18 protein-coding genes are annotated in these 20,965 nt (G+C 52.5%); 12 read left to right on the top strand and 6 right to left on the bottom strand.

The window, feature by feature from the left end; translation table 11 throughout:
* The first annotated feature begins 13 nt into the window (after positions 1-13).
* Entirely contained in the window at positions 14-733 is a 720-nt protein-coding gene (locus tag RDY34_RS07670; protein WP_003675340.1) for an SDR family oxidoreductase, read from the top strand.
* A 79-nt stretch (positions 734-812) separates the two neighbouring features.
* Here the strand turns inward: RDY34_RS07670 and RDY34_RS07665 are convergent, their stop codons facing one another.
* Positions 813-1,106: a hypothetical protein gene (locus RDY34_RS07665; RefSeq protein ID WP_118777633.1), complete on the bottom strand. Its 294-nt coding sequence runs from the start codon at positions 1,104-1,106 to the stop codon at positions 813-815.
* A gap of 17 nt (positions 1,107-1,123) precedes the next feature.
* Positions 1,124-1,588 carry a hypothetical protein gene (locus RDY34_RS07660; protein ID WP_118786805.1) on the bottom strand — a complete coding sequence of 155 codons (465 nt, stop codon included), beginning with the start codon at positions 1,586-1,588 and terminating at the stop codon, positions 1,124-1,126.
* A gap of 357 nt (positions 1,589-1,945) precedes the next feature.
* Here RDY34_RS07660 and RDY34_RS07655 point away from each other — a divergent pair, with 357 nt between their 5' ends.
* From RDY34_RS07655 to RDY34_RS07625, 6 genes are all read left to right on the top strand, one after another.
* The gene (locus tag RDY34_RS07655) at positions 1,946-2,617 is read left to right on the top strand and encodes a CsgG/HfaB family protein (RefSeq protein WP_308073711.1); all 672 of its coding nucleotides are present in this window, start codon (positions 1,946-1,948) and stop codon (positions 2,615-2,617) included.
* Between the two features lie 9 nt (positions 2,618-2,626).
* Positions 2,627-2,995: a DUF4810 domain-containing protein gene (locus tag RDY34_RS07650; RefSeq protein ID WP_025458374.1), complete on the top strand. Its 369-nt coding sequence runs from the start codon at positions 2,627-2,629 to the stop codon at positions 2,993-2,995.
* Positions 2,992-3,639 carry a DUF799 domain-containing protein gene (locus tag RDY34_RS07645; protein WP_308073710.1) on the top strand — a complete coding sequence of 216 codons (648 nt, stop codon included), beginning with the start codon at positions 2,992-2,994 and terminating at the stop codon, positions 3,637-3,639. Before RDY34_RS07650 ends, RDY34_RS07645 begins: the two co-directional genes overlap by 4 nt.
* Positions 3,640-4,030: 391 nt before the next feature.
* Complete coding sequence (locus tag RDY34_RS07635; RefSeq protein ID WP_308073709.1) at positions 4,031-5,800, top strand: ABC transporter ATP-binding protein/permease; 1,770 nt, start codon at positions 4,031-4,033, stop codon at positions 5,798-5,800.
* Between the two features lie 104 nt (positions 5,801-5,904).
* Positions 5,905-6,597 carry a DnaA regulatory inactivator Hda gene (hda, locus tag RDY34_RS07630; protein ID WP_107819344.1) on the top strand — a complete coding sequence of 231 codons (693 nt, stop codon included), beginning with the start codon at positions 5,905-5,907 and terminating at the stop codon, positions 6,595-6,597.
* Between the two features lie 111 nt (positions 6,598-6,708).
* The gene (locus RDY34_RS07625; RefSeq protein WP_308074709.1) at positions 6,709-7,377 is read left to right on the top strand and encodes a histidinol-phosphatase; all 669 of its coding nucleotides are present in this window, start codon (positions 6,709-6,711) and stop codon (positions 7,375-7,377) included.
* A gap of 1,234 nt (positions 7,378-8,611) precedes the next feature.
* Here the strand turns inward: RDY34_RS07625 and argB are convergent.
* On the bottom strand, positions 8,612-9,508 hold the full coding sequence (gene argB, locus RDY34_RS07620; protein ID WP_003751967.1) for an acetylglutamate kinase: 897 nt from the start codon (positions 9,506-9,508) through the stop codon (positions 8,612-8,614).
* Between the two features lie 168 nt (positions 9,509-9,676).
* Here argB and RDY34_RS07615 point away from each other — a divergent pair, with 168 nt between their 5' ends.
* Positions 9,677-10,807 carry a M14 family metallopeptidase gene (locus RDY34_RS07615; RefSeq protein WP_308074710.1) on the top strand — a complete coding sequence of 377 codons (1,131 nt, stop codon included), beginning with the start codon at positions 9,677-9,679 and terminating at the stop codon, positions 10,805-10,807.
* Between the two features lie 75 nt (positions 10,808-10,882).
* The gene (lgt, locus tag RDY34_RS07610; protein WP_308074711.1) at positions 10,883-11,731 is read left to right on the top strand and encodes a prolipoprotein diacylglyceryl transferase; all 849 of its coding nucleotides are present in this window, start codon (positions 10,883-10,885) and stop codon (positions 11,729-11,731) included.
* A gap of 70 nt (positions 11,732-11,801) precedes the next feature.
* On the opposite strand, the gene RDY34_RS07605 is transcribed toward lgt, so the two are convergent.
* Positions 11,802-12,464: a YecA/YgfB family protein gene (locus tag RDY34_RS07605; RefSeq protein ID WP_308074712.1), complete on the bottom strand. Its 663-nt coding sequence runs from the start codon at positions 12,462-12,464 to the stop codon at positions 11,802-11,804.
* 97 nt (positions 12,465-12,561) lie between these two features.
* On the bottom strand, positions 12,562-14,355 hold the full coding sequence (locus RDY34_RS07600; protein ID WP_308073707.1) for a 2-isopropylmalate synthase: 1,794 nt from the start codon (positions 14,353-14,355) through the stop codon (positions 12,562-12,564).
* Between the two features lie 245 nt (positions 14,356-14,600).
* Here RDY34_RS07600 and proB point away from each other — a divergent pair, with 245 nt between their 5' ends.
* Positions 14,601-15,710 (top strand): glutamate 5-kinase, encoded by a 1,110-nt coding sequence (gene proB, locus RDY34_RS07595; protein ID WP_025458362.1) that lies wholly within the window; start codon positions 14,601-14,603, stop codon positions 15,708-15,710.
* A 12-nt stretch (positions 15,711-15,722) separates the two neighbouring features.
* A complete protein-coding gene (locus tag RDY34_RS07590) occupies positions 15,723-16,985 on the top strand; it encodes a glutamate-5-semialdehyde dehydrogenase (RefSeq protein WP_308073705.1) in 1,263 nt (420 codons plus the stop codon).
* 66 nt (positions 16,986-17,051) lie between these two features.
* Here RDY34_RS07590 and RDY34_RS07585 read toward each other — a convergent pair whose 3' ends face one another.
* Entirely contained in the window at positions 17,052-20,108 is a 3,057-nt protein-coding gene (locus tag RDY34_RS07585) for a DNA translocase FtsK (RefSeq protein WP_308073704.1), read from the bottom strand.
* 164 nt (positions 20,109-20,272) lie between these two features.
* Here RDY34_RS07585 and RDY34_RS07580 point away from each other — a divergent pair, with 164 nt between their 5' ends.
* Positions 20,273-20,953: an energy-coupling factor ABC transporter permease gene (locus RDY34_RS07580; RefSeq protein WP_003754832.1), complete on the top strand. Its 681-nt coding sequence runs from the start codon at positions 20,273-20,275 to the stop codon at positions 20,951-20,953.
* Positions 20,954-20,965 lie beyond the last annotated feature (12 nt).

Raw genomic sequence — 20,965 nt, 5'->3', positions numbered from 1 at the left:
TCAAAGGACAACCATGCCGACACTGACCGACAAAACCATATTAGTTACCGGCGCATCACAAGGGCTAGGCGAACAGGTTGCCAAAGCCTATGCGGCAGCAGGCGCGACTGTGATTTTGGTTGCCCGTCATCAGAAAAAACTGGAAAAAGTGTATGACGCGATTGTCGAAGCCGGATACCCCGAACCATTCGCCATCTGCTTTGACCTTATTAGCGCGGAAGAAAAAGAATTTGAACATTTCGCCGCCACTATTGCCGAAGCCACTCAAGGCAAACTAGACGGTATCGTCCATTGCGCCAGCTATTTCTACGCACTATCGCCCCTGGATTTCCAGACCGTCGCCGAATGGGTCAACCAATACCGTATCAACACCGTCGCCCCGATGGGGCTGACCCGCGCCCTCCTTCCCCTGCTGAAACAGTCGCCGGACGCATCCGTTATCTTCGTCGGCGAAAGCCACGGGGAAACCCCAAAAGCCTACTGGGGCGGCTTCGGTGCATCAAAAGCCGCACTGAACTATCTGTGCAAAGTTGCCGCCGATGAATGGGAACGCTTTGGCAACCTTCGCGCCAATGTCCTGATTCCGGGCCCCATCAATTCCCCCCAACGCATCAAATCCCATCCGGGTGAAGCAAAAAACGAACGTAAAAACTACGAAGACGTACTCCCGCAATTTGTCTGGTGGGCAAGTTCCGAAAGTAAGGGAAGAAGCGGCGAAATCGTTTACCTCTAAATCTCCTTTTTGTTTTGCCATTTGGGTTCTCCAATAAAAAAGCAGCCTGAAAGATTTCAGGCTGCTTATATGCAGGTTACTATTTCTTTTCGGGCGGATCGGGCGGAATGAAAAGAAAAGCCGCACCGAGAATAAGGGGAAGCAGAAATCGGGCATAGGGATACAACGGATGATCGACATGCCAATAGCCGTATCCCCTATGACTAGGAACAATGTCGTATTCGTAAGTATCGGGGAAGAAGTTGATCCATACTGTCACAATTACCCAGATAGTGAGCTTTCTATGGTTGGCTACCCACCGCACCGGCTTGCTGTTGCGGATGCTTTCCGGTACCACTTTTTCCCATATCCAACGAAAAAACAGCAGATACATACCTGCCCCCCCTGCGGTTACAAGCCCAGCAGTTCGATTTCGACTTTTGAACGCCAGCGGGCTTGTGCCGTAACAATACACATTCTTAATTTTCGGTCTGCCGCGCTGTATTTAATCCAGCTTTCAATAAAAGCCTCCAATACTTTGAGCGCGTTGTTAAGGCCGACTGCTTTATTAAACCACAATCGTTTGATTTCCTTAGCGGTTGCATCCCTGCCTTTGCTGATCAGGTATTTATCAAACGGCACGTTGCCGAAAAGCAGCTTCAGCTCGTCCGGAAGCTGTTCCATAACGCTGCCGGCAATGCCGTCAGCCAGTACAGCCAGCGGTTTCAAACGCTCATGGCATGCGCCGATTTCGGAGAACATCTGATCGGCCATACCGACTACTTCTTCTGTAATTTGATTCGGCTGGGCGCGGACTGCGCCTTCAAACAGTACATTTAGGATTTTAACATAAGATTCTTGTATGGCTCTATCCATTTTAAATACTCCAAGTAAAAAAACCCGCAGGTGCGGGCATGAAAAAGGCCGTCTGAAAACAGACAGCCTTGTTTTTAGCTTCGCAGAAACTTTAAGCAGCCTGCACTTAGCTCACCGTCATGGAAGCAATGCAGAACGGGCGGTAGATAATCGCGCCCCATGTGCCCTGCGATCAAAGGGCAGGTTCCACACCCGCCCTTCTTTTCAGACGGCATCAAAAAGCACGCCATATCCGCCAATATGCCGACACAGGCAAATCTTTCGACACCCCGACAGACAAAAACACCTTGACTAAAAATTACATGCAAATAATAATAACAACCTCTTTATTCCTCTAACAATTTTGGAGTAGGTTTCATGAAGAAAATTTCCGCCGCCATCGCTTTTGCCGCCGCTGCCGTTTCACTGACCGGCTGTGCGACCGAATCCTCACGCAGCCTCGAGGTAGCAAAAGTCGCCTCCTACAATACGCAATATCACGGTGTTCGCACCCCGATTTCCGTTGGAACATTCGACAACCGCTCCAGCTTCCAAAAAGGCATTTTCTCTGACGGGGAAGACCGTTTGGGCAGCCAGGCGAAAACCATTCTGCTAACGCACCTGCAACAAACCAACCGCTTCAACGTACTGAACCGCACCAACCTTAGCGCATTGAAACAGGAATCCGGCATTTCTGGCAAAATGCAAAACCTGAAAGGCGCAGATTATGTCGTTACCGGCGATGTAACCGAATTCGGACGCAAAGATGTCGGCGATCATCAGCTCTTCGGCATTTTGGGGCGCGGCAAATCGCAAATCGCCTATGCAAAAGTGGCTCTGAATATCGTCAACGTCAATACTTCCGAAATCGTCTATTCCACACAGGGCGCGGGCGAATACACACTTTCCAACCGTGAAATCATCGGCTTTGGCGGCACTTCCGGCTACGATGCGACTCTAAACGGCAAAGTTTTGGACTTGGCAATCCGCGAAGCCGTCAACAACCTGGTTCAGGCTGTCGACAACGGCGCATGGCAACCCAACCGTTAAGGACAAATGATGAATCCGAAAACCTTGAGCCGTTTGTCGCTGTGTGCGGCGGTCTTGGCTCTGACCGCCTGCGGCGGCGGCGGGCATAAAAACCTGTATTATTACGGCGACTATCCCGATACCGTCTATGAAGGTTTGAAAAACGACGACACTTCGTTGGGCAAGCAGACCGAAAAGATGGAAAAATATTTTGTGGAAGCCGGCAACAAAAAAATGAATGCCGCCCCGGGTGCGCACGCCCATTTGGGACTGCTGCTTTCCCGTTCGGGAGACAAAGAGGGCGCGTTCCGCCAGTTTGAAGAAGAGAAAAGGCTGTTTCCCGAATCGGGCGTATTTATGGACTTCCTGATGAAAACCGGTAAAGGAGGCAAGCGATGAAACCTTTGATTTTAGGGCTTGCTGCCGTGTTGGTGCTGTCTGCCTGCCAAGTTCAAAAAGCTCCCGACTTCGACTACACGTCATTCAAGGAAAGCAAACCGGCTTCAATTTTGGTGGTTCCGCCCCTGAACGAATCGCCCGATGTCAACGGCACTTGGGGGATGCTGGCTTCGACCGCCGAGCCGCTTTCCGAAGCCGGCTATTACGTCTTCCCCGCCGCAGTCGTGGAGGAAACCTTCAAACAAAACGGCTTGACCAATGCCGCCGATATTCACGCCGTCCGGCCGGAAAAACTGCATCAGATTTTCGGCAATGATGCGGTTTTGTACATTACGGTTACCGAATACGGCACTTCATATCAAATTTTAGACAGCGTAACCACCGTATCCGCCAAAGCACGGCTGGTCGATTCCCGCAACGGAAAAGAGTTGTGGTCGGGTTCGGCCAGCATCCGCGAAGGCAGCAACAACAGCAACAGCGGCCTGTTGGGGGCTTTGGTCGGCGCAGTGGTCAACCAGATTGCCAACAGCCTGACCGACCGCGGTTATCAGGTTTCCCAAAGCGCCGCATACAACCTGCTGTCGCCCTATTCTCACAACGGCATCTTGAAAGGTCCGAGATTCGTCGAAGAGCAGCCCAAATAAGCATATGCCGTCTGAACCTCTCCGAGCTTCAGACGGCATATGCGAATCTTGATACTTGCAAGCCGTACCGTCCAAAATCGGGCAGCCGATTTCAATATCCGAACAAGGTTCGGGTTCTGTATTTTGCAGAACCCGAACCTTTTATTCAAATTTAAACTTAATTCCGGCGTGGTTGTATGGTAAATTATAGTGGATTAAATTTAAACCAGTACAGCGTTGCCTCGCCTTGCCGTACTATCTGTACTGTCTGCGGCTTCGTCGCCTTGTCCTGATTTAAATTTAATCCACTATAACAAGCAATATGCCCTGACCGGCAAAACTTCCCCAAACTTCATCAAAAAATCAACTACCCGTCTTTTTCAGACAGCATTGATACCGTAAGAGATTTCCCATGCAGAAATGGCAAACCGAGCTTTATTCCACACCGCTTTGGCTTTTACAGACTCTCTTGATAGTTTCCGCCGCTTCGGCGGTGATTCTGTTTTTGACACGGAAAACGCGCTTCGGGCGGGAGTTTGCCTATATCCTGCACCTTTGCCTGACACCGAAAAGTACGGTCAAAGTCTTGCTGCTGATTACGGCGATGATTACGCTGCTGTTAACCGAAGTGCGGCTGAATGTGTTAAGTACCTTTATGTCCAAAGGACTTTACGACTCGATGCAGGATTTGAACGCCTCTGCGTTTTGGATGTTTGCAGCTATGAACGCGGGCGTGGTGCTGATACGGGCGTTTAACAATGTCGTCAACGACTTCCTCGATCAAGGCTTGGCGATTAAATGGTCGGAGCGGCTCAATGAAGTGCTGACCACTCGCTGGCTTGCCGACAAAAACTACTACCGCCTGCAAATGCGCCGCCACGCACCGGACAATATCGACCAGCGTATCCAACAGGACGCGCAGGAATTTATCGCTTCGACCATCGAATTTGTGCGCGGTATGGTCAATTCGGTCGTTACTTCTCTGGAATTTGCCGTTGTTTTGTGGGGCTTGGCTGGCATCCTGATCGTGTTCGGCTTCGACATTCCGCACGGCATCGTTTGGTTTGTCTATATATTTGTGATTTTGGCGACCTTTATCGCCATGTGGATAGGCAACCCATTGATTCGTTACAACTATGAAAACGAAAAGCTCAACGGCGACTACCGTTATTCCCTCATCCGCGTGCGCGACCACGCCGAAAGCGTAGCGTTTTACAACGGTGAGCAACACGAACACGGCCGGCTTTCCGACCGCTTCAAAGCCATTATCCGCAACCGTTGGCGCATTGCGCGGCAAAGCGTCTGCTTAAGCGGCTTTAACGATATGTTCACCAACGGCATCAAACTCTTCCCGATTATTTTGCAAGCTCCGCGCCTGTTTGCCGGACAAATCAAAATCGGCGACATCCAGCAGACCGTCCAAGCCTTCGCGCGACTGCAAAACGCGCTGTCTTTCTTCCGGATGTTCTACAACAAGTTCACTGCCTACCGCGCCCGGTTGGAACGTTTATACGGCTTTTTGCTGAGTACGGAAGAACAACACAGCGCGCAGCAACCCGAGATTAGCGAAGTTTCAGACGGCATTGCACTGGAAAACGTCGCCCTGTTCCGCCACAACGGCGAAGTTTTATTGGATGGCATCAACATCAGGCTCGAAAGCGGCGATTCCTTATTAATACGCGGCCCGAGCGGTTGCGGCAAAACCTCGCTGCTGCGCGCGCTGGCTGGGCTTTGGCCGTTCGGCAGCAGCGGCAAAGTCAGCCGTCCGCCTCATCAAGACATCCTCTTCCTGCCGCAACGCCCGTACACGGCGCAAGGCAGCCTGCGCGACGCGGTTTGTTACCCCGATATCGACAAACAGCATCCCGAGTTAGCCGAAGCCATGAACACCTGCCGCTTGGGTTATCTGATTGACAAATTGGACAAAACAGACGACTGGCAGCACAAACTCTCCCCAGGCGAACTGCAACGCGTCGCCTTCGTCCGTGCCCTGCTTTCCAAGCCCAAAATCGTCCTACTCGACGAAGCCACCGCCGCCTTGGACGAACCGGCCGAAGCCGCACTCTACCGCGCCTTAAAGCAAAAACTGCCTGACAGCATCATCATCAGCATCGGACACCGAAGCACGCTCAACGCGTTCCACAATATGCACCTTGATGTCGGCAACGCTGCCTGCGGTTGAACAATGCCGTCTGAAGCCGTTTTCAGACGGCATTGTTCAAATTGGAAAGACACGCGAAAACAACGTACAATAAACCCGTTTACCACCCCTCGGAATGCCGAACCGTGAACCAGCTTATTTTCGACTTTGCCGCACACGACTACCCAAGTTTCGACAAATTCCTCGGCACGGAAAATGCGGAGCTGGTCTATGTCCTCCGACACAAACACGGACAATTCATCTATGTTTGGGGCGAAGAAGGCGCGGGCAAAAGCCATCTGTTGCAGGCGTGGGTCGCACAGGCGCTCGAAGCCGGCAAAAACGCCGCCTATATCGATGCCGCCTCCATGCCGCTGACCGATGCCGCGTTCGAGGCGGAATACCTTGCCGTCGATCAAGTCGAAAAGCTGGGCAACGAAGAACAAGCCCTGCTTTTTTCCATCTTCAACCGCTTCCGCAACAGCGGCAAAGGCTTTTTGCTGCTCGGTTCGGAATACACGCCCCAGCAGCTCGTCATCCGCGAAGATTTACGGACGCGTATGGCGTACTGCCTCGTTTACGAAGTCAAACCCTTAACCGACCAAGAAAAAATCGACGCGCTCGCCAGTATGGCGGCGGCACGCCAAGTAACCGTCGATTCCGAAATTTTCGAATACCTGCTCAAACACTGGCGGCGCGATATGGACAGCCTGATGATGATGCTCGACACGCTGGACAACTACGCCGTAACCATGGGCAAACGCATCACCCTGCCGCTGCTTCGCCAGCTTTTGAAACAACAGGAAACCCAATGTTCCAACACACAGGACGACACATAAAGCGTTGCCCTATATGTTGCCCTGATTTCACCCTTCCCAAACAAAGTCTGCTCCCGCCGCCACGAAGGACGGATGTCCGAGTGTCAGGGTTTCAACCATTAAGGAAATACGATGAACAACCTCGCCATCTTCGACCTCGACAACACCCTCATCAACACCGATTCCGACCACGCCTGGCCGCAATACCTCATCAAAAAAGGGTTGGTTGACGCTGCCGAAACCGAAACGCAAAACGAAAAATTCTACCGCGACTACCAAAACGGCTGCCTCGACATCGACGCATTCCTCAAATTCCACCTTGCCCCGCTTGCCCGTTACAGCAAAGAAGAGCTGGCGGAGTTTCACCGCGAATTTATGGCGGAATACATCATCCCCCACATCTCGCCTATGCAGCGTATGCTGGTGCAGAGCCACCAAATGGCAGGCGACGAAACCCTCGTCATCTCATCGACCAACGAGTTTATCATCACGCCCGTCTGCCGCCTTTTCGGCATCACCAACATCATCGGCACGCAACTCGAAACCGGTGCCGACGGCCGCTACACCGGCAACTACATCGGCACGCCCAGCCTCAAAGAAGGCAAAATTACCCGACTGAACCAATGGCTTGCCGAACGCGGCGAAACGCTCCAAAGCTACGGCAAAACCTATTTTTACAGCGACTCCAAAAACGACCTGCCGCTGCTGCGCCTCGTCGACGAACCCGTCGCCGTTAACCCCGATACCGAACTGGAAAAAGAAGCCAAAGAAAAAGGCTGGCCGGTTTTGAATTTCAAATGACGCAATGCCGTCTGAAGCCCGATTCGGCGTTCAGACGGCATTGAGGCTGAAATCCCAAAAACTCAAAGCCACAGGAATTTATCCGGAAAAACAAAAAACACAGGAATTCATCGGGAAAAACAACAATCTTTCCACCGTCATTCCCACGAAAGTGGGAATCTTGATCCGTCCGCACGGAAACTTATATTTCGTCATTTGCACCCGACATAATTCAATACTTTATTTTGCAATAAATTAACGGATGCTGACAAATTAGATTGGATTAATTACCCTATTATCTATATTGGGTTATCGGGTTGCTAATTGAGCAGAGCGTAGCAAACCATAAAGTGAGTGTTTCCATCCACTCTGCATTTACTATGAAGTGGTTATTAAATATGATAATGAGACCTATTAAATTTAGTATGGTAAATATGTTATTATTTATTGTTATATGTAGTTCATTTTTTGATCTGCTCGTTCAATTATGTACAATTTTATTTCATAGCCAAAAAATATACTTTATTACATTATTTTTATTATTTATTTTTAATTTTGCTACAAAATCTATCTATATGGCAATTATTTATCCTATTTTATATTTTTTTATCGTAAAAAAATATTATCCTTACTCTAGGAAAGTGATAATTCTATTATCATTAGCATTATCTATATATTTTACTTTTATGGACTTTTACTTTTTTTCCATATATTCAGATAACCTTAGCTATGAAACGGAGCCTTTACATTTATACATCCCTATTATTATTAATTTTTTCTCACTTTTAGTTTCTAATTTTATTTTATCTTTTATCAACAAGTAAATGTATATACAAAATACAATCCAAAAGATCCTAAGCAAACCACCAATCCCACACCACCCTTACCGGTTCAAATCCGCACAAAAACCCACATCCCGTCATTCCCACGAAAGTGGGAATCTAGGACGTGAAATCTAAAGAAACCTTTTTTCCCGATAAATTTCCGTGCCGACAGGTCTGGATTCCCGCCTGCGCGGGAATGACGAAATTTCAAAGTTATGGCGTTATCGGAAAAACAGAAAATCAAAGCCGGAGAATTTATCCCAAACAACCAGATTTCAAAAAACCAGATGCCCGGCGGGAATGACGGATCTTAGGCTTCTGTTTTTGTTTCTATTTTTTCAGGAATGACGGTTTGGAAATTGCCCGAAACCCCAAAAACAGAAACCGGACAAACGGGTTTTCCGCCAAAGTCGGCATTTTCCGACTTTACTTCAGGCATCTTCCCCACTGCCCAAAATCATCGAACCGATACCGGCATCGGTAAAGATTTCCAGCAAAAGCGCGTTGGGCAACCTGCCGTCGATAATATGCGTAGCCTTCACACCGTTGACGGCGGCTTCGACCGCGGAAGCGATTTTCGGCAGCATACCGCCATACAGCGTACCGTCGGCAATCAGTTCATCAATCCGTTTCGGCGTGAGTTTGGTCAGCAGATTGCCCGTTTTGTCCATCACACCGGCGATATTCGTCATCATCAAAAGTTTTTCGGCGTTCAATTCTTCCGCCAATTTGCCTGCCACCAAATCGGCGTTGATGTTGAACGCTTCGCCTTTTTCACCTACGCCGACGGGGGCGACGACGGGAATGCAGCCGCGTTCTATCAGCCCTTTAACCAAACCTGTATCGATGCTTTCCACCGTACCGACCTGTCCGATGTCCACGCCATTCTGTTCGGGCGTATCGATCAAAAGTTTCTTCGCCTTAATGAAATGATCGTCGCGTCCGCTCACGCCGACCGCGTGTCCGCCATATGTGTTAATCATCGACACGATTTCTTTATTGACGTGCCCGCCCAACACCATTTCGACAATATCCATCGCCTCTTTGTCGGTAACGCGCATTCCTTGGACAAACTCGCCCTTTTTGCCGACTTTTTCAAGCATCGCATTGATCTGCGGCCCGCCGCCGTGAACGATGACGGGATGAATGCCGACCAGCTTCAGCAGCACGACATCGCGGGCAAACCCTTCTTTCAAGGCAGGTTCGGTCATGGCGTTGCCGCCGTACTTGATGACGACGACCGAACCGGAAAACCGGCGGATGTAAGGCAGCGCTTCGGCAAGGATGCGCGCTTTGTCGGCGGCGGAAATAATGTTTTCAGACTCCATAACGGCTCCATATTGTTAACAATTTCGGCTTATGTTAACGCCAAACGCCGTCTGAAACAATCTTCAGACGGTATCCGGCACACCTTCGGGCAGGTTGAAGCCTTGCGATACGGGCGGTAAAATCGCGGTTTATCCGGTTCGAGAAACCGGCGACAGCAAGGACTCCCTATGATTAAAATCAGCACCCGCTTTGATGCCGGCTCGGTCGTCGTCAAAGACCTGACCGACCCTTCCAACATCCGCCTCGCCCTGCGTCCCGACAACGCCTCCGATTTCGCACAATGGTTCTACTTCCGGCTGCAAGGCGCGGCATATCAAAACTGCATCATGCATTTTGAAAACGCGGCAGAAGCCGCCTACCCGAAAGGCTGGGAAGATTATCAGGCTTGCGCCTCATACGACAGACGCAACTGGTTCCGCGTACCGACAAGCTATGAAGGCGGCGTACTGACCATCAACCACACGCCGTTATCCAACAGCATCTACTACGCCTATTTCGAACCCTATTCCGAAGAACAGCATTTAAATCTTTTGGGCGACGCGCAAGGCAGCGGGCTGTGCCATATCGATGATTTGGGCAGCACCGTGCAAGGTCGCGACATCAATCTGCTGACCATCGGCAATCAGGTCGAAAGCGATTTGAAAATCTGGATTACCGCCCGCCAGCATCCGGGTGAAACGATGGCGGAATGGTTTGTTGAAGGACTGCTTGGCAGGCTGCTCGACCCTCAGGATGCAACCGCGCGCACCCTGCTCGACCGCGCCACGTTCTACATCGTGCCAAACATGAACCCCGACGGTTCGGCACTGGGCAACCTACGTACCAACGCCGCCGGTGCGAACCTCAACCGCGAGTGGGAAAACCCGACGGTGGAAAAAAGCCCCGAAGTGTTCTTCGTGCGCGAAAAAATGCTGGAAACCGGCGTGGATTTGTTTTTGGACATCCACGGCGACGAAGGGCTGCCCTTTGTCTTTGTTGCGGGAACTGAAGGCGTGCCGAACTACAATCCGCGCATTTCCGCGTTGGAAACACAGTTCAAAACCGCCCTTTTGAACGCCAGCCCCGATTTCCAAGACGAATACGGTTACGAAAAAGACGCGCCCGGTCAGGCAAATATGACCTTGGCGACCAACTGGGTCGGCAACCGTTTCAACTGCCTTGCCTACACGCTGGAAATGCCGTTCAAAGACAATGCCAACCTGCCCGACGACGATTTCGGCTGGAATGGTCAGCGTTCGCTGCGTTTGGGCGAAGCCGCGTTGTCCGCCATTTTGAACGTTGCCGGCGATTTGCGCTGAAACCCTTATTGCAGAAATGCCGTCTGAAGCATCACGCCTTTCAGACGGCATTTGAAATTGAAATCAAGGAACATCATGATTATCCATCCCCAATTCGACCCCGTCCTTATCAGTATCGGCCCGCTTGCCATCCGCTGGTATGCCCTAAGCTACATCCTCGGATTTATTCTTTTTACCTTTCTCGGCAGAAGGCGCATCGCGCAAGGCTTGTCCGTTTTTACTAAAGAATCGCTCGACGACTTCCTCACTTGGGGCATTTTGGGCGTGATTTTGGGCGGCCGTTTGGGTTACGTCCTGTTTTACAAATCCGCCTACTACCTTGCCCATCCGCTTGATATTTTCAAGGTATGGGAAGGCGGAATGTCGTTTCACGGCGGCTTTTTGGGTGTAGTTATTGCCATGTGGTTGTTCAGCCGCAAGCACGGCATCGGCTTCCTCAAACTGACGGATACGGTCGCCCCGCTCGTTCCCTTAGGTTTAGCTTCCGGCCGTATCGGCAACTTCATCAACGGCGAACTTTGGGGACGCATTACCGACATCAACGCATTTTGGGCAATGGGCTTCCCGCAGGCGCATTACGAAGATACCGAAGCCGCCGCACACAATCCGCTTTGGGCGGATTGGCTGCAACAATACGGTATGCTGCCGCGCCATCCCTCGCAGCTTTATCAGTTTGCCCTTGAAGGCATCTGCCTGTTTATCGCCGTGTGGCTGTTTTCCAAAAAACCGCGCCCGGCCGGGCAGACTGCCGCGCTCTTCCTCGGCGGCTACGGCATATTCCGCTTTATTGCCGAATTTGCGCGCCAACCCGACGATTATCTCGGGCTGCTGACCTTGGGGCTGTCGATGGGGCAATGGCTGAGCGTCCCGATGATTGTTTTGGGTATCGCCGGCTTCATCTTCTTCGGCAGCAGGAAAAACTAAACCTTTCCGACAAAAACGCCGTCTGAAACGCAAACTGCATTTCAGACGGCGTTTTATTCCGCCCGAACCGTCAATTCTTACCGCAACACGCCTTGTATTTCCTGCCGCTGCCGCAAGGACAGGGATCGTTCCTGCCGGTTTTTGCCCCTTCCCTGCGGACGGTTTGCGGCTTGTTGATAACCGCCTGCCAGTAGCGGTAGATGTCCGCCAGCGCGTAAGGCAACTCGGATTCCAGCTCCGCCAGCTCGCCTTCTGTAAATTGCAGGCGGATAGCGCCGTTTTCCTCTTCGTCGTAAATGCCGCCCAATGCCATCACGGGGTAAAACAACTCTTCAAACTCTTCATCATCGACGGCTTCAAACCAATCGGTCGGCACAATATCCAAACCGTAAAGATAAGCATTGCACCATGTGTAAAAATCGCTGCCGCCGTCTTCGTTTTCATACAGCCACAAATCGGGCAGTTTTTTATCCGACATCGCGGCGGTTGTTTCCATCGCCATTGCCAAAACCAGCCGTTCGATTTCGGAACGTTCGGCGGCGGTAAATTGCGATTCGTCGCCCAACACTTCCGGCAGCCAGTCGAACGGTGTCAGTTTGTCCGGCCCGCTCAACAACGCCATCATAAAACCTTGAACTTCGTCGCAACGCATGGTATTGCCCTGTTCGCTTTTGGCATCCAACAATTCACTCAACCGCTGTTTGGACGCTTCGGTAAATTTTTGGGAATCCATCATTTGGCCTTTTAAAATGGGTTTAATACCTAATTATAATCGCAATATGCCGTCTGAAGCGTTTTCTACTTCAGACGGCATAACTTCCGCCCAACCGTTAAATCGTACCGCTACCTTGCGCTTTCGGTTTGGCAGAACCAAATTCCAGTTTGCTTAAGGCAGAGAGGTAGGCTTTGGCAGTGGCGACCAAAACGTCGGTATCCGCACCTTGTCCGTTGACAACGCGGTTGCCACGCGCCAGACGGACGCTGGTTTCGCCCTGGCTTTCCGTACCTTGCGTGACGGCATTGACGGAATAAATCTGTAAAGTCGCGCCGCTTTGCGCCACGCTCTCAATCGCTTTGAAAATCGCATCGACAGGACCAGAGCCGGTGGCAGAAGCGCGTTTTTCTTCGCCTTTGATGCTGAATACGATGTCGGCGCGCGGTTCTTCGCCGGTTTCGGTACTGATTTTTTGGGAGATGAATTTGTAGCTCTCGGCGTTCATGCTGCCCATTTCGTCGGACACCAGCGCGTGCAGGTCTTCATCGAAGATTTCGCGTTTTTTGTCGGCGAGTTCTTTGAAGCGTGCAAATGCCGCGTTCAACGCCTCTTCGCTTTCCAACTCGATGCCCAAATCCGCCAGTTTGCTGCGGAACGCGCTGCGACCGGAGAGTTTGCCCAAAGTCAGGCGGTTGGTTGACCAGCCGACCGATTCGGCAGTCATGATTTCATAGGTTTCGGGGTGTTTCAACACGCCGTCCTGATGAATGCCTGATTCATGTGCAAAGGCGTTTGCGCCGACCACCGCCTTGTTGGGCTGAATCGGATAGCCGGTAATGGTGGACACCAGTTTGGATACCGGCACGATTTGCGTGGTGTCGATACCGGTTTCCAAGCCGAACAAATCATGACGCACTTTCAACGCCATCACGATTTCTTCAAGGCTGGCATTGCCCGCACGTTCGCCCAAGCCGTTAATGGTACATTCCACCTGACGCACACCTGCCTGAACAGCAGCCAGCGAGTTGGCAACCGCCATACCCAAATCGTTGTGGCAGTGGGTCGACCAGACTACTTTGTCGCCGTTGGGCACGCTTTTGATGATGTTGCTGATACGTTCGTACCACACGGAAGGGATGGAGTAGCCGACGGTATCGGGAATATTGATGGTGGTCGCGCCTGCGTCGATAACCGCCGTAAAGATTTTGGCGAGAAAGCCCAAATCCGAACGAACCGCGTCTTCAGCGGAAAATTCCACATCGTCGGTGTATTCTTTGGCGATTTTCACCGCTTTCACTGCCGCATCAATCACCTGCTGCGGTTTCATTTTCAGTTTGTGCTCCATGTGGATGGGGCTGGTGGCGATGAAGGTATGGATGCGTTTTTTCGGAGCAGGGGAAACGGCTTCGCCTGCCTTACGCACATCGTTTTCAACGGCACGCGCCAGCGAGCAGACTGTGGATTTGGTGATGATTTTGGCAATCGCATTGACAGACTCGAAATCGCCCGGGCTGGCGGCGGCAAAACCCGCCTCAATCACATCCACGCCCATTTTCTCCAACTGGCGGGCAATGCGGATTTTCTCCTCTTTGGTCATGGATGCACCGGGCGACTGCTCGCCATCGCGCATGGTGGTGTCGAAAATAATTACGCGGTTGGTCTGTGTCATTTCTGTTCTCTCCAGAGATTCGTTTTTTTGTAAAAAAGCATTCAAATCCAGCGGCCTGCCTTGCGCTTCCGCCAACGCGGTCAGCTTTTGCAGTTGCGCCAGGGGCAGCGACCCGCGCGTGCGCCATTTATAGATGGCGGCGGTCGTCGCGGCATTTTTGGGATCGTGCTGTTTCAACGCTTCGGCAAGCGCGTTCACGCCGCCGAAATAAGCAACCAAGCGGTCTATATCTAATTGCATGGTAGTCCTTGTCTAAAATAAATCAGCCTACAGCAGAAATATGGACGGGATTATACGCATTTTGGACAAAACGGCAATATAAATTTGAAAAAATCTCAATAAGCCGCTATAGATTTTATTAATTTTATACATTTTGTCCATTTTATTGCAGGCGCGGCGTGATTGTTGACAATTGCGGCAGAACAGGGCAAATTCGGCGGCACAAGACGGCAACGAGACAGGACAAACCAACAAGGACGGAAACAATGAAATACAAAAGAATCGTATTTAAAGTCGGCACATCTTCGATTACCCATTCGGACGGCAGCCTCTCGCGCGGCAAAATCCAAACCATCACCCGCCAGCTTGCCGCATTGCATCATGCGGGACACGAGCTGGTCTTGGTGTCTTCCGGCGCGGTTGCGGCAGGGTTCGGTGCGCTGGGTTTCAAAAAACGTCCGGTCAAAATCGCCGACAAACAGGCTTCTGCCGCCGTCGGGCAGGGGCTGCTGATGGAAGAATATACGGCAAACCTGTCTTCAGACGGCATCGTGTCCGCACAAATCCTGCTCAGCCGCGCCGACTTTGCCGACAAACGCCGCTACCAAAATGCCGGCGGCGCACTTTCCGTGCTGCTGCAACGCCGCGCTGTCCCCATCATCAATGAAAATGATACGGTTTCGGTTGAGGAGTTGAAAATCGGCGACAACGACACATTGAGTGCGCAAGTGGCGGCGATGATACAGGCAGACCTCTTGGTGCTGCTAACCGACATAGACGGGCTTTACACCGGCAACCCGAACAGCAATCCCGATGCCGTACGGCTGGACAGAATCGAACACATCAACCATGAAATCATCGAAATGGCGGGCGGATCGGGTTCGGCAAACGGCACGGGCGGTATGCTGACTAAAATCAAAGCGGCGACGATTGCGACCGAGTCCGGCGTACCGGTGTATATCTGTTCCTCGCTCAAACCCGATGCACTGGCCGAAGCGGCAGATAATCAGGCGGACGGCTCGTTTTTCGTCCCCCGTGCCAAAGGTTTGCGGACGCAAAAGCAATGGCTGGCGTTCTATTCCGAAAGCCGGGGCGGCGTTTATGTGGACGAAGGTGCGGAACACGCCTTGTCGGAACAGGGAAAAAGCCTGCTGATGTCGGGCGTTGCCGGAATCGAAGGGCATTTTTCCCGTATGGACACCGTAACCGTGTACAGCAACGCAACCAAACAGCCTTTGGGCAAAGGGCGCGTCCTTTTCGGCTCTGCCGCCGCCGAAGACCTGCTCAAATCGCGCAAAGCGAAAGGCGTGTTCATCCATCGGGACGATTGGATTTCCATTACGCCCGAAATACGCCTGCTTCTGACCGAATTTTAGAAAAGGAAACCCATGTCAAACACACAAAAACAGCTTGCCCTTGCCAAAGCGGCAAAAAAATCCGCCAACACGGCGGATACGGAAGAAAAAAACCGCGCGCTGCTTGCTATGGCGGACAGCCTGGAAGCGGCGGCGGAAGATATTTTGGCGGCAAACCGTTTGGATTTGGAAGCGGCGGCAGGCAAAATTCCCGAAAGCATGACCGACCGCCTTTTGTTGGACGGCAAACGCATTGGCGCGATGGCGGATGGCATCAGGGCGGTTGCCGCGCTGCCCGACCCCGTGGGCGAAATACTGGAAACCTCGACGTTGCCCAACGGCTTGAAAATCGTCAAAAAGCGCGTGGCGATGGGCGTTATCGGCATTATTTACGAAAGCCGCCCGAACGTTACTTCCGATGCGGCGGCTTTGGCACTGAAAAGCGGCAGCGCGGTCGTACTCCGCAGCGGCAAAGATGCATTCCAATCCGCACGCGCCATCGTTGCCGCCCTGAAAACGGGGTTGGCACAAACCCGCATCGACCCCGACGCGCTCCAGTTGATTGAAGACACCGGGCGCAAAAGCAGTTACGAAATGATGAGGGCGAAAGATTATCTAGATCTGCTGATTCCGCGCGGCGGGGCGGGGCTGATACGGGCGGTGGTTGAGAATGCCGTCGTGCCGGTCATTGAAACGGGGACGGGCATCGTCCACATTTATATCGACAAGGACGCGGATTGGGACAAGGCGCTCCGTATCGTGTACAACGCCAAAACCAGCCGCCCGTCCGTGTGCAACTCGATGGAAGTGCTGCTGGTGCATGAAGACATTGCTGCCGACTTCCTGCCCAAGCTCGAACGGCTGTTGGTTCGCAACCGTATAGAAGCCGGACTGCCGCCCGTCCGCTTCCGTTTGGATCCGCAGGCGGCGCGGCATATCGGCGGCGAAGCGGCGGGTGCAGACGATTTCGATACCGAGTTTTTAGACTACATCCTCGCCGTGAAAACCGTCGCTTCGGTCGAAGAGGCGATCGGGCACATCGAAGCCCACGGCACGCACCATTCAGACGGCATCGTTACCGAAAACCGCCACGCTGCGGACTATTTCACGACCCATATCGATTCTGCCGCCGTGTATGTCAACGCGTCCACGCGCTTTACCGACGGCGGCGAATTCGGCTTGGGTTGCGAAATGGGCATCTCCACGCAAAAACTTCACGCCCGGGGTCCGATGGGTTTGAAAGAGCTGACGAGTTACAAATACATCATACAAGGCACGGGACAGGTCAGGGAATAATCCGCATCCGGGCAGGCGCAAAAATGCCGTCTGAAACCTTCAGACGGCATTTCCATTTGCAAAAAATCAAGCATTGTCCAAGGGGACGAGAATCGTACGGTTGCCGTTATATTCCGGTGCGGACACAATGCCTTCCGCCTCCATCTGGTCAATCAGCCGCGCGGCGCGGTTGTAGCCGATGCGCAAGGCGCGCTGTACGCCCGAAATACTGGCTTTGCGCGTTTTCAGGACAACGGATACAGCCTCGTCGTACATCGGATCGGTTTCGCCGTCGCCGCTGCGCCCGATGCCGGGCAACTCTTCGCTGCCGCCGCCGCTCAAAATATCGTCAACATAGTCCGGTTCGCCAAACTGCTTCAGATATTCGACCACGCGGTGCACCTCTTCATCCGAGGCAAACGCGCCGTGAACGCGCTGCGGATAAGCCGTGCCGGGTGGCAGGAACAGCATATCGCCCTGCCCAAGCAGGTTTTCCGCACCCATTTGGTCGAGAATCGTGCGGCTGTCGATTTTGCTGGACACTTGGAACGCGATACGCGTCGGGATGTTCGCCTTAATCAGACCCGTGATGACATCGACACTGGGGCGTTGTGTGGCAAGGATAAGATGGATGCCTGCCGCGCGGGCTTTTTGGGCGAGGCGGGCAATCAGTTCCTCGATTTTCTTGCCTGCCGTCATCATCAGATCAGCAAACTCATCGACCACGACCACGATAAACGGCAGTTTTTCCAAAGGTTCGGGATCGTCGGGCGTGAGGCTGAACGGATTGCCGATTTTTTCTCCCCTTGCTGCGGCTTCGGCGATTTTTTGGTTGAAGCCCGCAAGATTGCGCACGCCCATAAAGCTCATCAGGCGGTAGCGTTTTTCCATTTCGTTAACACACCAGTTCAGCGCGTTTGCCGCCAGCTTCATATCGGTAACGACAGGGGCGAGCAGGTGCGGGATGCCTTCGTAAATGCTCAATTCCAGCATTTTCGGATCGATCATAATCATACGCACGTCTTCCGGCGCGGCTTTGAAAAGCATAGACAGAATCATCGCGTTGACACCCACCGATTTGCCCGAACCGGTCGTGCCGGCAACCAATAAATGCGGTGCTTTGCCCAAGTCGGTTACGACGGGCTGTCCGGTGATGTCCTGACCGAGCGCGAGCGTCAGCTTGGATTTGGATTCGGCAAACTCGGGCGAATTGAAGATTTCGCTCAGGCGTATCATTTGGCGTTTCGGGTTCGGAAGTTCCAAACCCATACAGGTTTTGCCGGGGATGGTTTCGACAACGCGGATGGAAGCCACGCCGAGCGAACGCGCCAAGTCTTTTTCCAGATTCAGAACGGAATTGCCGCGCACGCCGACATCGGGTTCGATTTCATAACGCGTAATCACGGGGCCGGAATAAGAATCGACAACCTTGACCTTGACTTTGAACTCCGCCAATTTTTCTTCGATGGTGATGCTGTTTTCCAACAGTTCTTCTTCGGTTTGCGTCGCATCAGGATTGAACAGCGGAGGCAGAAGCAGGTCGGTTGTCGGCAGGTGTTCGGATACCGCATCGGTTTCTTCAGATTGGAACGCCCCTTCATCCGCTTCCGTATCCGATGCCCGGCAGGACGGGCGTTCAGACGGCACATCTTCAAACGGACAAACCGCCCGACTGTCATGCCCGAACGCTTCGGTTTCCGACAGATATTGCCCGCTTGACCGCTCTGCCACACCTTCACTGCCGTCATCTGCAATAGCGGCGGTTTCCTCCTGCCAACCTCCATTCAAAACATCATCGGCAAGATGGTCGGTTTCGGCAATGCGGCTGCGTTGCGCCTGCTCGAGTCCTGACGGCGGTTCATAGGTACGGTTGTAGATTTCCGATACGGGAGGCGGCGGCGGAATATCGATTGCGGGCATGGGAACTTTCGGCACTTCGGGTGGTTCGACCACCCAAGCATCGGGCGCGGCAGGTTCTTCAATATGGATATCGGCAGCTTCATCATAAACCGGACCGCCGTATCCCACAGACGAAACGGTTTCCGTGAAAACATTTTCGGTTTCAGACGGCATTTCGACATCCCGTTTCCCGACAACCGTCCGACTTTCCGGAATCAGGCGCGAAATCCGCGCCTCCGCAGAAACCGTTGCCTTGTTCGGTTCTTTCAAATTGACGGAAACGCGGTAGCAGGCATCGCGGACGGATGTGCCGTCTGAAACGGACTGCCCTTGGGAAACATCCGGGTATTTTGCCTCCGCCTGCCCTTTCCCCTGCCCTGCATGACGGCGGAACGGCGCATTCCGTGCATTTTCGGCTTTGATTGCAGAAAAGGCAGACGGATGCTGCTTCTCAAAATACGGCTCAAATCCGTAATCCGCAGACTCGGAAAACGCTTCTTTGTCCGCATCGAACATACGGGAATACGTGCGTTGAAGCACAGGGTCGTCCAAACCGATAATCTGCAGCCCTTCCATCGGGGTATCGGACACGCGGACTTTGGGGACCGCTGTTTCGTTTTTCTCAAATGCATCGATATAGCGTTTTTTCATTTCCCTTAAAGCCGCGCTGTTTAAAGCACGCGTTGCTTCTTCCAAAGTGATTTCTTTAAAAACCGGACGGACGGGCGAAATTTCGCTTTCAGACGGCATCAACCCTTCAGCAATACTCCGGTCGAATAGAATGCGGCGGTTGTCGATTACGGCAGTTGCAATGTCTTCCGTATCGGCAGCCTCTTCCTCCGCAGCTTCTGCTTCTGCTTCTGCTGCTTCCGTTTCCGCTTCTTCCGTCCCGTTTCCACTGTCTGAATACCCGTCGGATGCGTTCGGAACATCCGCACGGTTTGCAGAAACAGGCGGAACGGACCTGTCCGGTTCGGATTCGTGCGCCAGATAGTTTCGGCAGAAACGGACGACACCGACAAACAGCCAATACACTGCCGTTTTAACGGCATGGAAAAGCATCAGGGCAAACTCGGGAAAATCGGGCATACCGTCTTTGATTTCAGGCAGCTCCGCCTGTTTTTCCCCTTTCTTTTCCTGCCACGCAGAAACCTCGCGCATCCACTCGCGTTCGGATTGTGCGCGGACAAAAAACAAGCCGGCAAGCGCAAGCAACAAAATAACGATCAAAACTATCCAAAACATATGCCGTTTCCCGCAAGACAAACGATTAAATTGGTTTATTTTAACGTGTTTCCATCCCAAAAAAAACAACCGGCCGGCAATTCTGCCGAAACCGATTCGGCTTTCGGTTTGCCCCCGCCGACAGTATAATAGCCGTCCCTTCCCTTAATCTTTGCGGCATTGCCATGATTTTCCAAACAGTCTGGTTTTCAGATGTGGTACTGTCGGTTTCGTGGATTGTCCTTATCCTGATACTGGCAACTTCCGCGCCGTCGGCATTCCGCTCGCTTGCCCGCTACCGTTCCGCCCTTCCACTGTGTACCGTAATTTTTTCCGCAGCATGGTGTCTGAACGCCTCTGCCGGCGGCGGACAGCTTGCACAGATGAACTACCACCTGCTCGCCGTCAATCTGGTTGCACTGATGGTGGGCACTTCCGCCGCCCTTTGGCTTGCCGCGCTGCTGATGCTGCCCTACTGCCTGCTGTTTGCCGGTTCTGCCGGCGCATATCCGCCGAACGCTTTGGTGCTGATTCTGCCCGCGCTGATCGTCAACCGCCTGTCGCGTATGCTGGTCAACCGCCTGCCGCCCAATATTTTCATCTTTATTTTCGTCAACGGCTTTCTCGCTTCCGCCGCCGGCATTCTGCTGACCGGGCTGGTGCTGACCGGTATTTTGGATGCCGCAAACGCTTTTCCGTCCGAAATATTGTGGACGACCGCCCTGCCCGTCTTTATTCTGCTGGCGTGGGCGGAAGCCTTCCTCAGCGGCATTTCAACTGCCATATTTGTTGCACTGAAGCCCCATTGGATCAACACTTTCGACGACAACCGCTATCTGAAGTCCGACCGCGGCATATGGCGGTAGCCTTCAGACGGC

The organism is Neisseria polysaccharea, from assembly GCF_963392925.1.
Lineage (GTDB): Bacteria > Pseudomonadota > Gammaproteobacteria > Burkholderiales > Neisseriaceae > Neisseria > Neisseria polysaccharea.
This window is presented reverse-complemented; position numbering and strand designations above follow the sequence as displayed.

What these genes read in the sequence shown, in the direction of transcription:
- RDY34_RS07670 (WP_003675340.1), top strand. Translation starts at nt 14, where the DNA reads ATGCCGACACTGACCGACAAAACCATATTAGTTACCGGCGCATCACAA.
- RDY34_RS07665 (WP_118777633.1), bottom strand. Translation starts at nt 1,106, where the DNA reads ATGTATCTGCTGTTTTTTCGTTGGATATGGGAAAAAGTGGTACCGGAA.
- RDY34_RS07660 (WP_118786805.1), bottom strand. Translation starts at nt 1,588, where the DNA reads ATGGATAGAGCCATACAAGAATCTTATGTTAAAATCCTAAATGTACTG.
- RDY34_RS07655 (WP_308073711.1), top strand. Translation starts at nt 1,946, where the DNA reads ATGAAGAAAATTTCCGCCGCCATCGCTTTTGCCGCCGCTGCCGTTTCA.
- RDY34_RS07650 (WP_025458374.1), top strand. Translation starts at nt 2,627, where the DNA reads ATGAATCCGAAAACCTTGAGCCGTTTGTCGCTGTGTGCGGCGGTCTTG.
- RDY34_RS07645 (WP_308073710.1), top strand. Translation starts at nt 2,992, where the DNA reads ATGAAACCTTTGATTTTAGGGCTTGCTGCCGTGTTGGTGCTGTCTGCC.
- RDY34_RS07635 (WP_308073709.1), top strand. Translation starts at nt 4,031, where the DNA reads ATGCAGAAATGGCAAACCGAGCTTTATTCCACACCGCTTTGGCTTTTA.
- RDY34_RS07625 (WP_308074709.1), top strand. Translation starts at nt 6,709, where the DNA reads ATGAACAACCTCGCCATCTTCGACCTCGACAACACCCTCATCAACACC.
- argB (WP_003751967.1), bottom strand. Translation starts at nt 9,508, where the DNA reads ATGGAGTCTGAAAACATTATTTCCGCCGCCGACAAAGCGCGCATCCTT.
- RDY34_RS07615 (WP_308074710.1), top strand. Translation starts at nt 9,677, where the DNA reads ATGATTAAAATCAGCACCCGCTTTGATGCCGGCTCGGTCGTCGTCAAA.
- lgt (WP_308074711.1), top strand. Translation starts at nt 10,883, where the DNA reads ATGATTATCCATCCCCAATTCGACCCCGTCCTTATCAGTATCGGCCCG.
- RDY34_RS07605 (WP_308074712.1), bottom strand. Translation starts at nt 12,464, where the DNA reads ATGGATTCCCAAAAATTTACCGAAGCGTCCAAACAGCGGTTGAGTGAA.
- RDY34_RS07600 (WP_308073707.1), bottom strand. Translation starts at nt 14,355, where the DNA reads ATGCAATTAGATATAGACCGCTTGGTTGCTTATTTCGGCGGCGTGAAC.
- proB (WP_025458362.1), top strand. Translation starts at nt 14,601, where the DNA reads ATGAAATACAAAAGAATCGTATTTAAAGTCGGCACATCTTCGATTACC.
- RDY34_RS07590 (WP_308073705.1), top strand. Translation starts at nt 15,723, where the DNA reads ATGTCAAACACACAAAAACAGCTTGCCCTTGCCAAAGCGGCAAAAAAA.
- RDY34_RS07585 (WP_308073704.1), bottom strand. Translation starts at nt 20,108, where the DNA reads ATGTTTTGGATAGTTTTGATCGTTATTTTGTTGCTTGCGCTTGCCGGC.
- RDY34_RS07580 (WP_003754832.1), top strand. Translation starts at nt 20,273, where the DNA reads ATGATTTTCCAAACAGTCTGGTTTTCAGATGTGGTACTGTCGGTTTCG.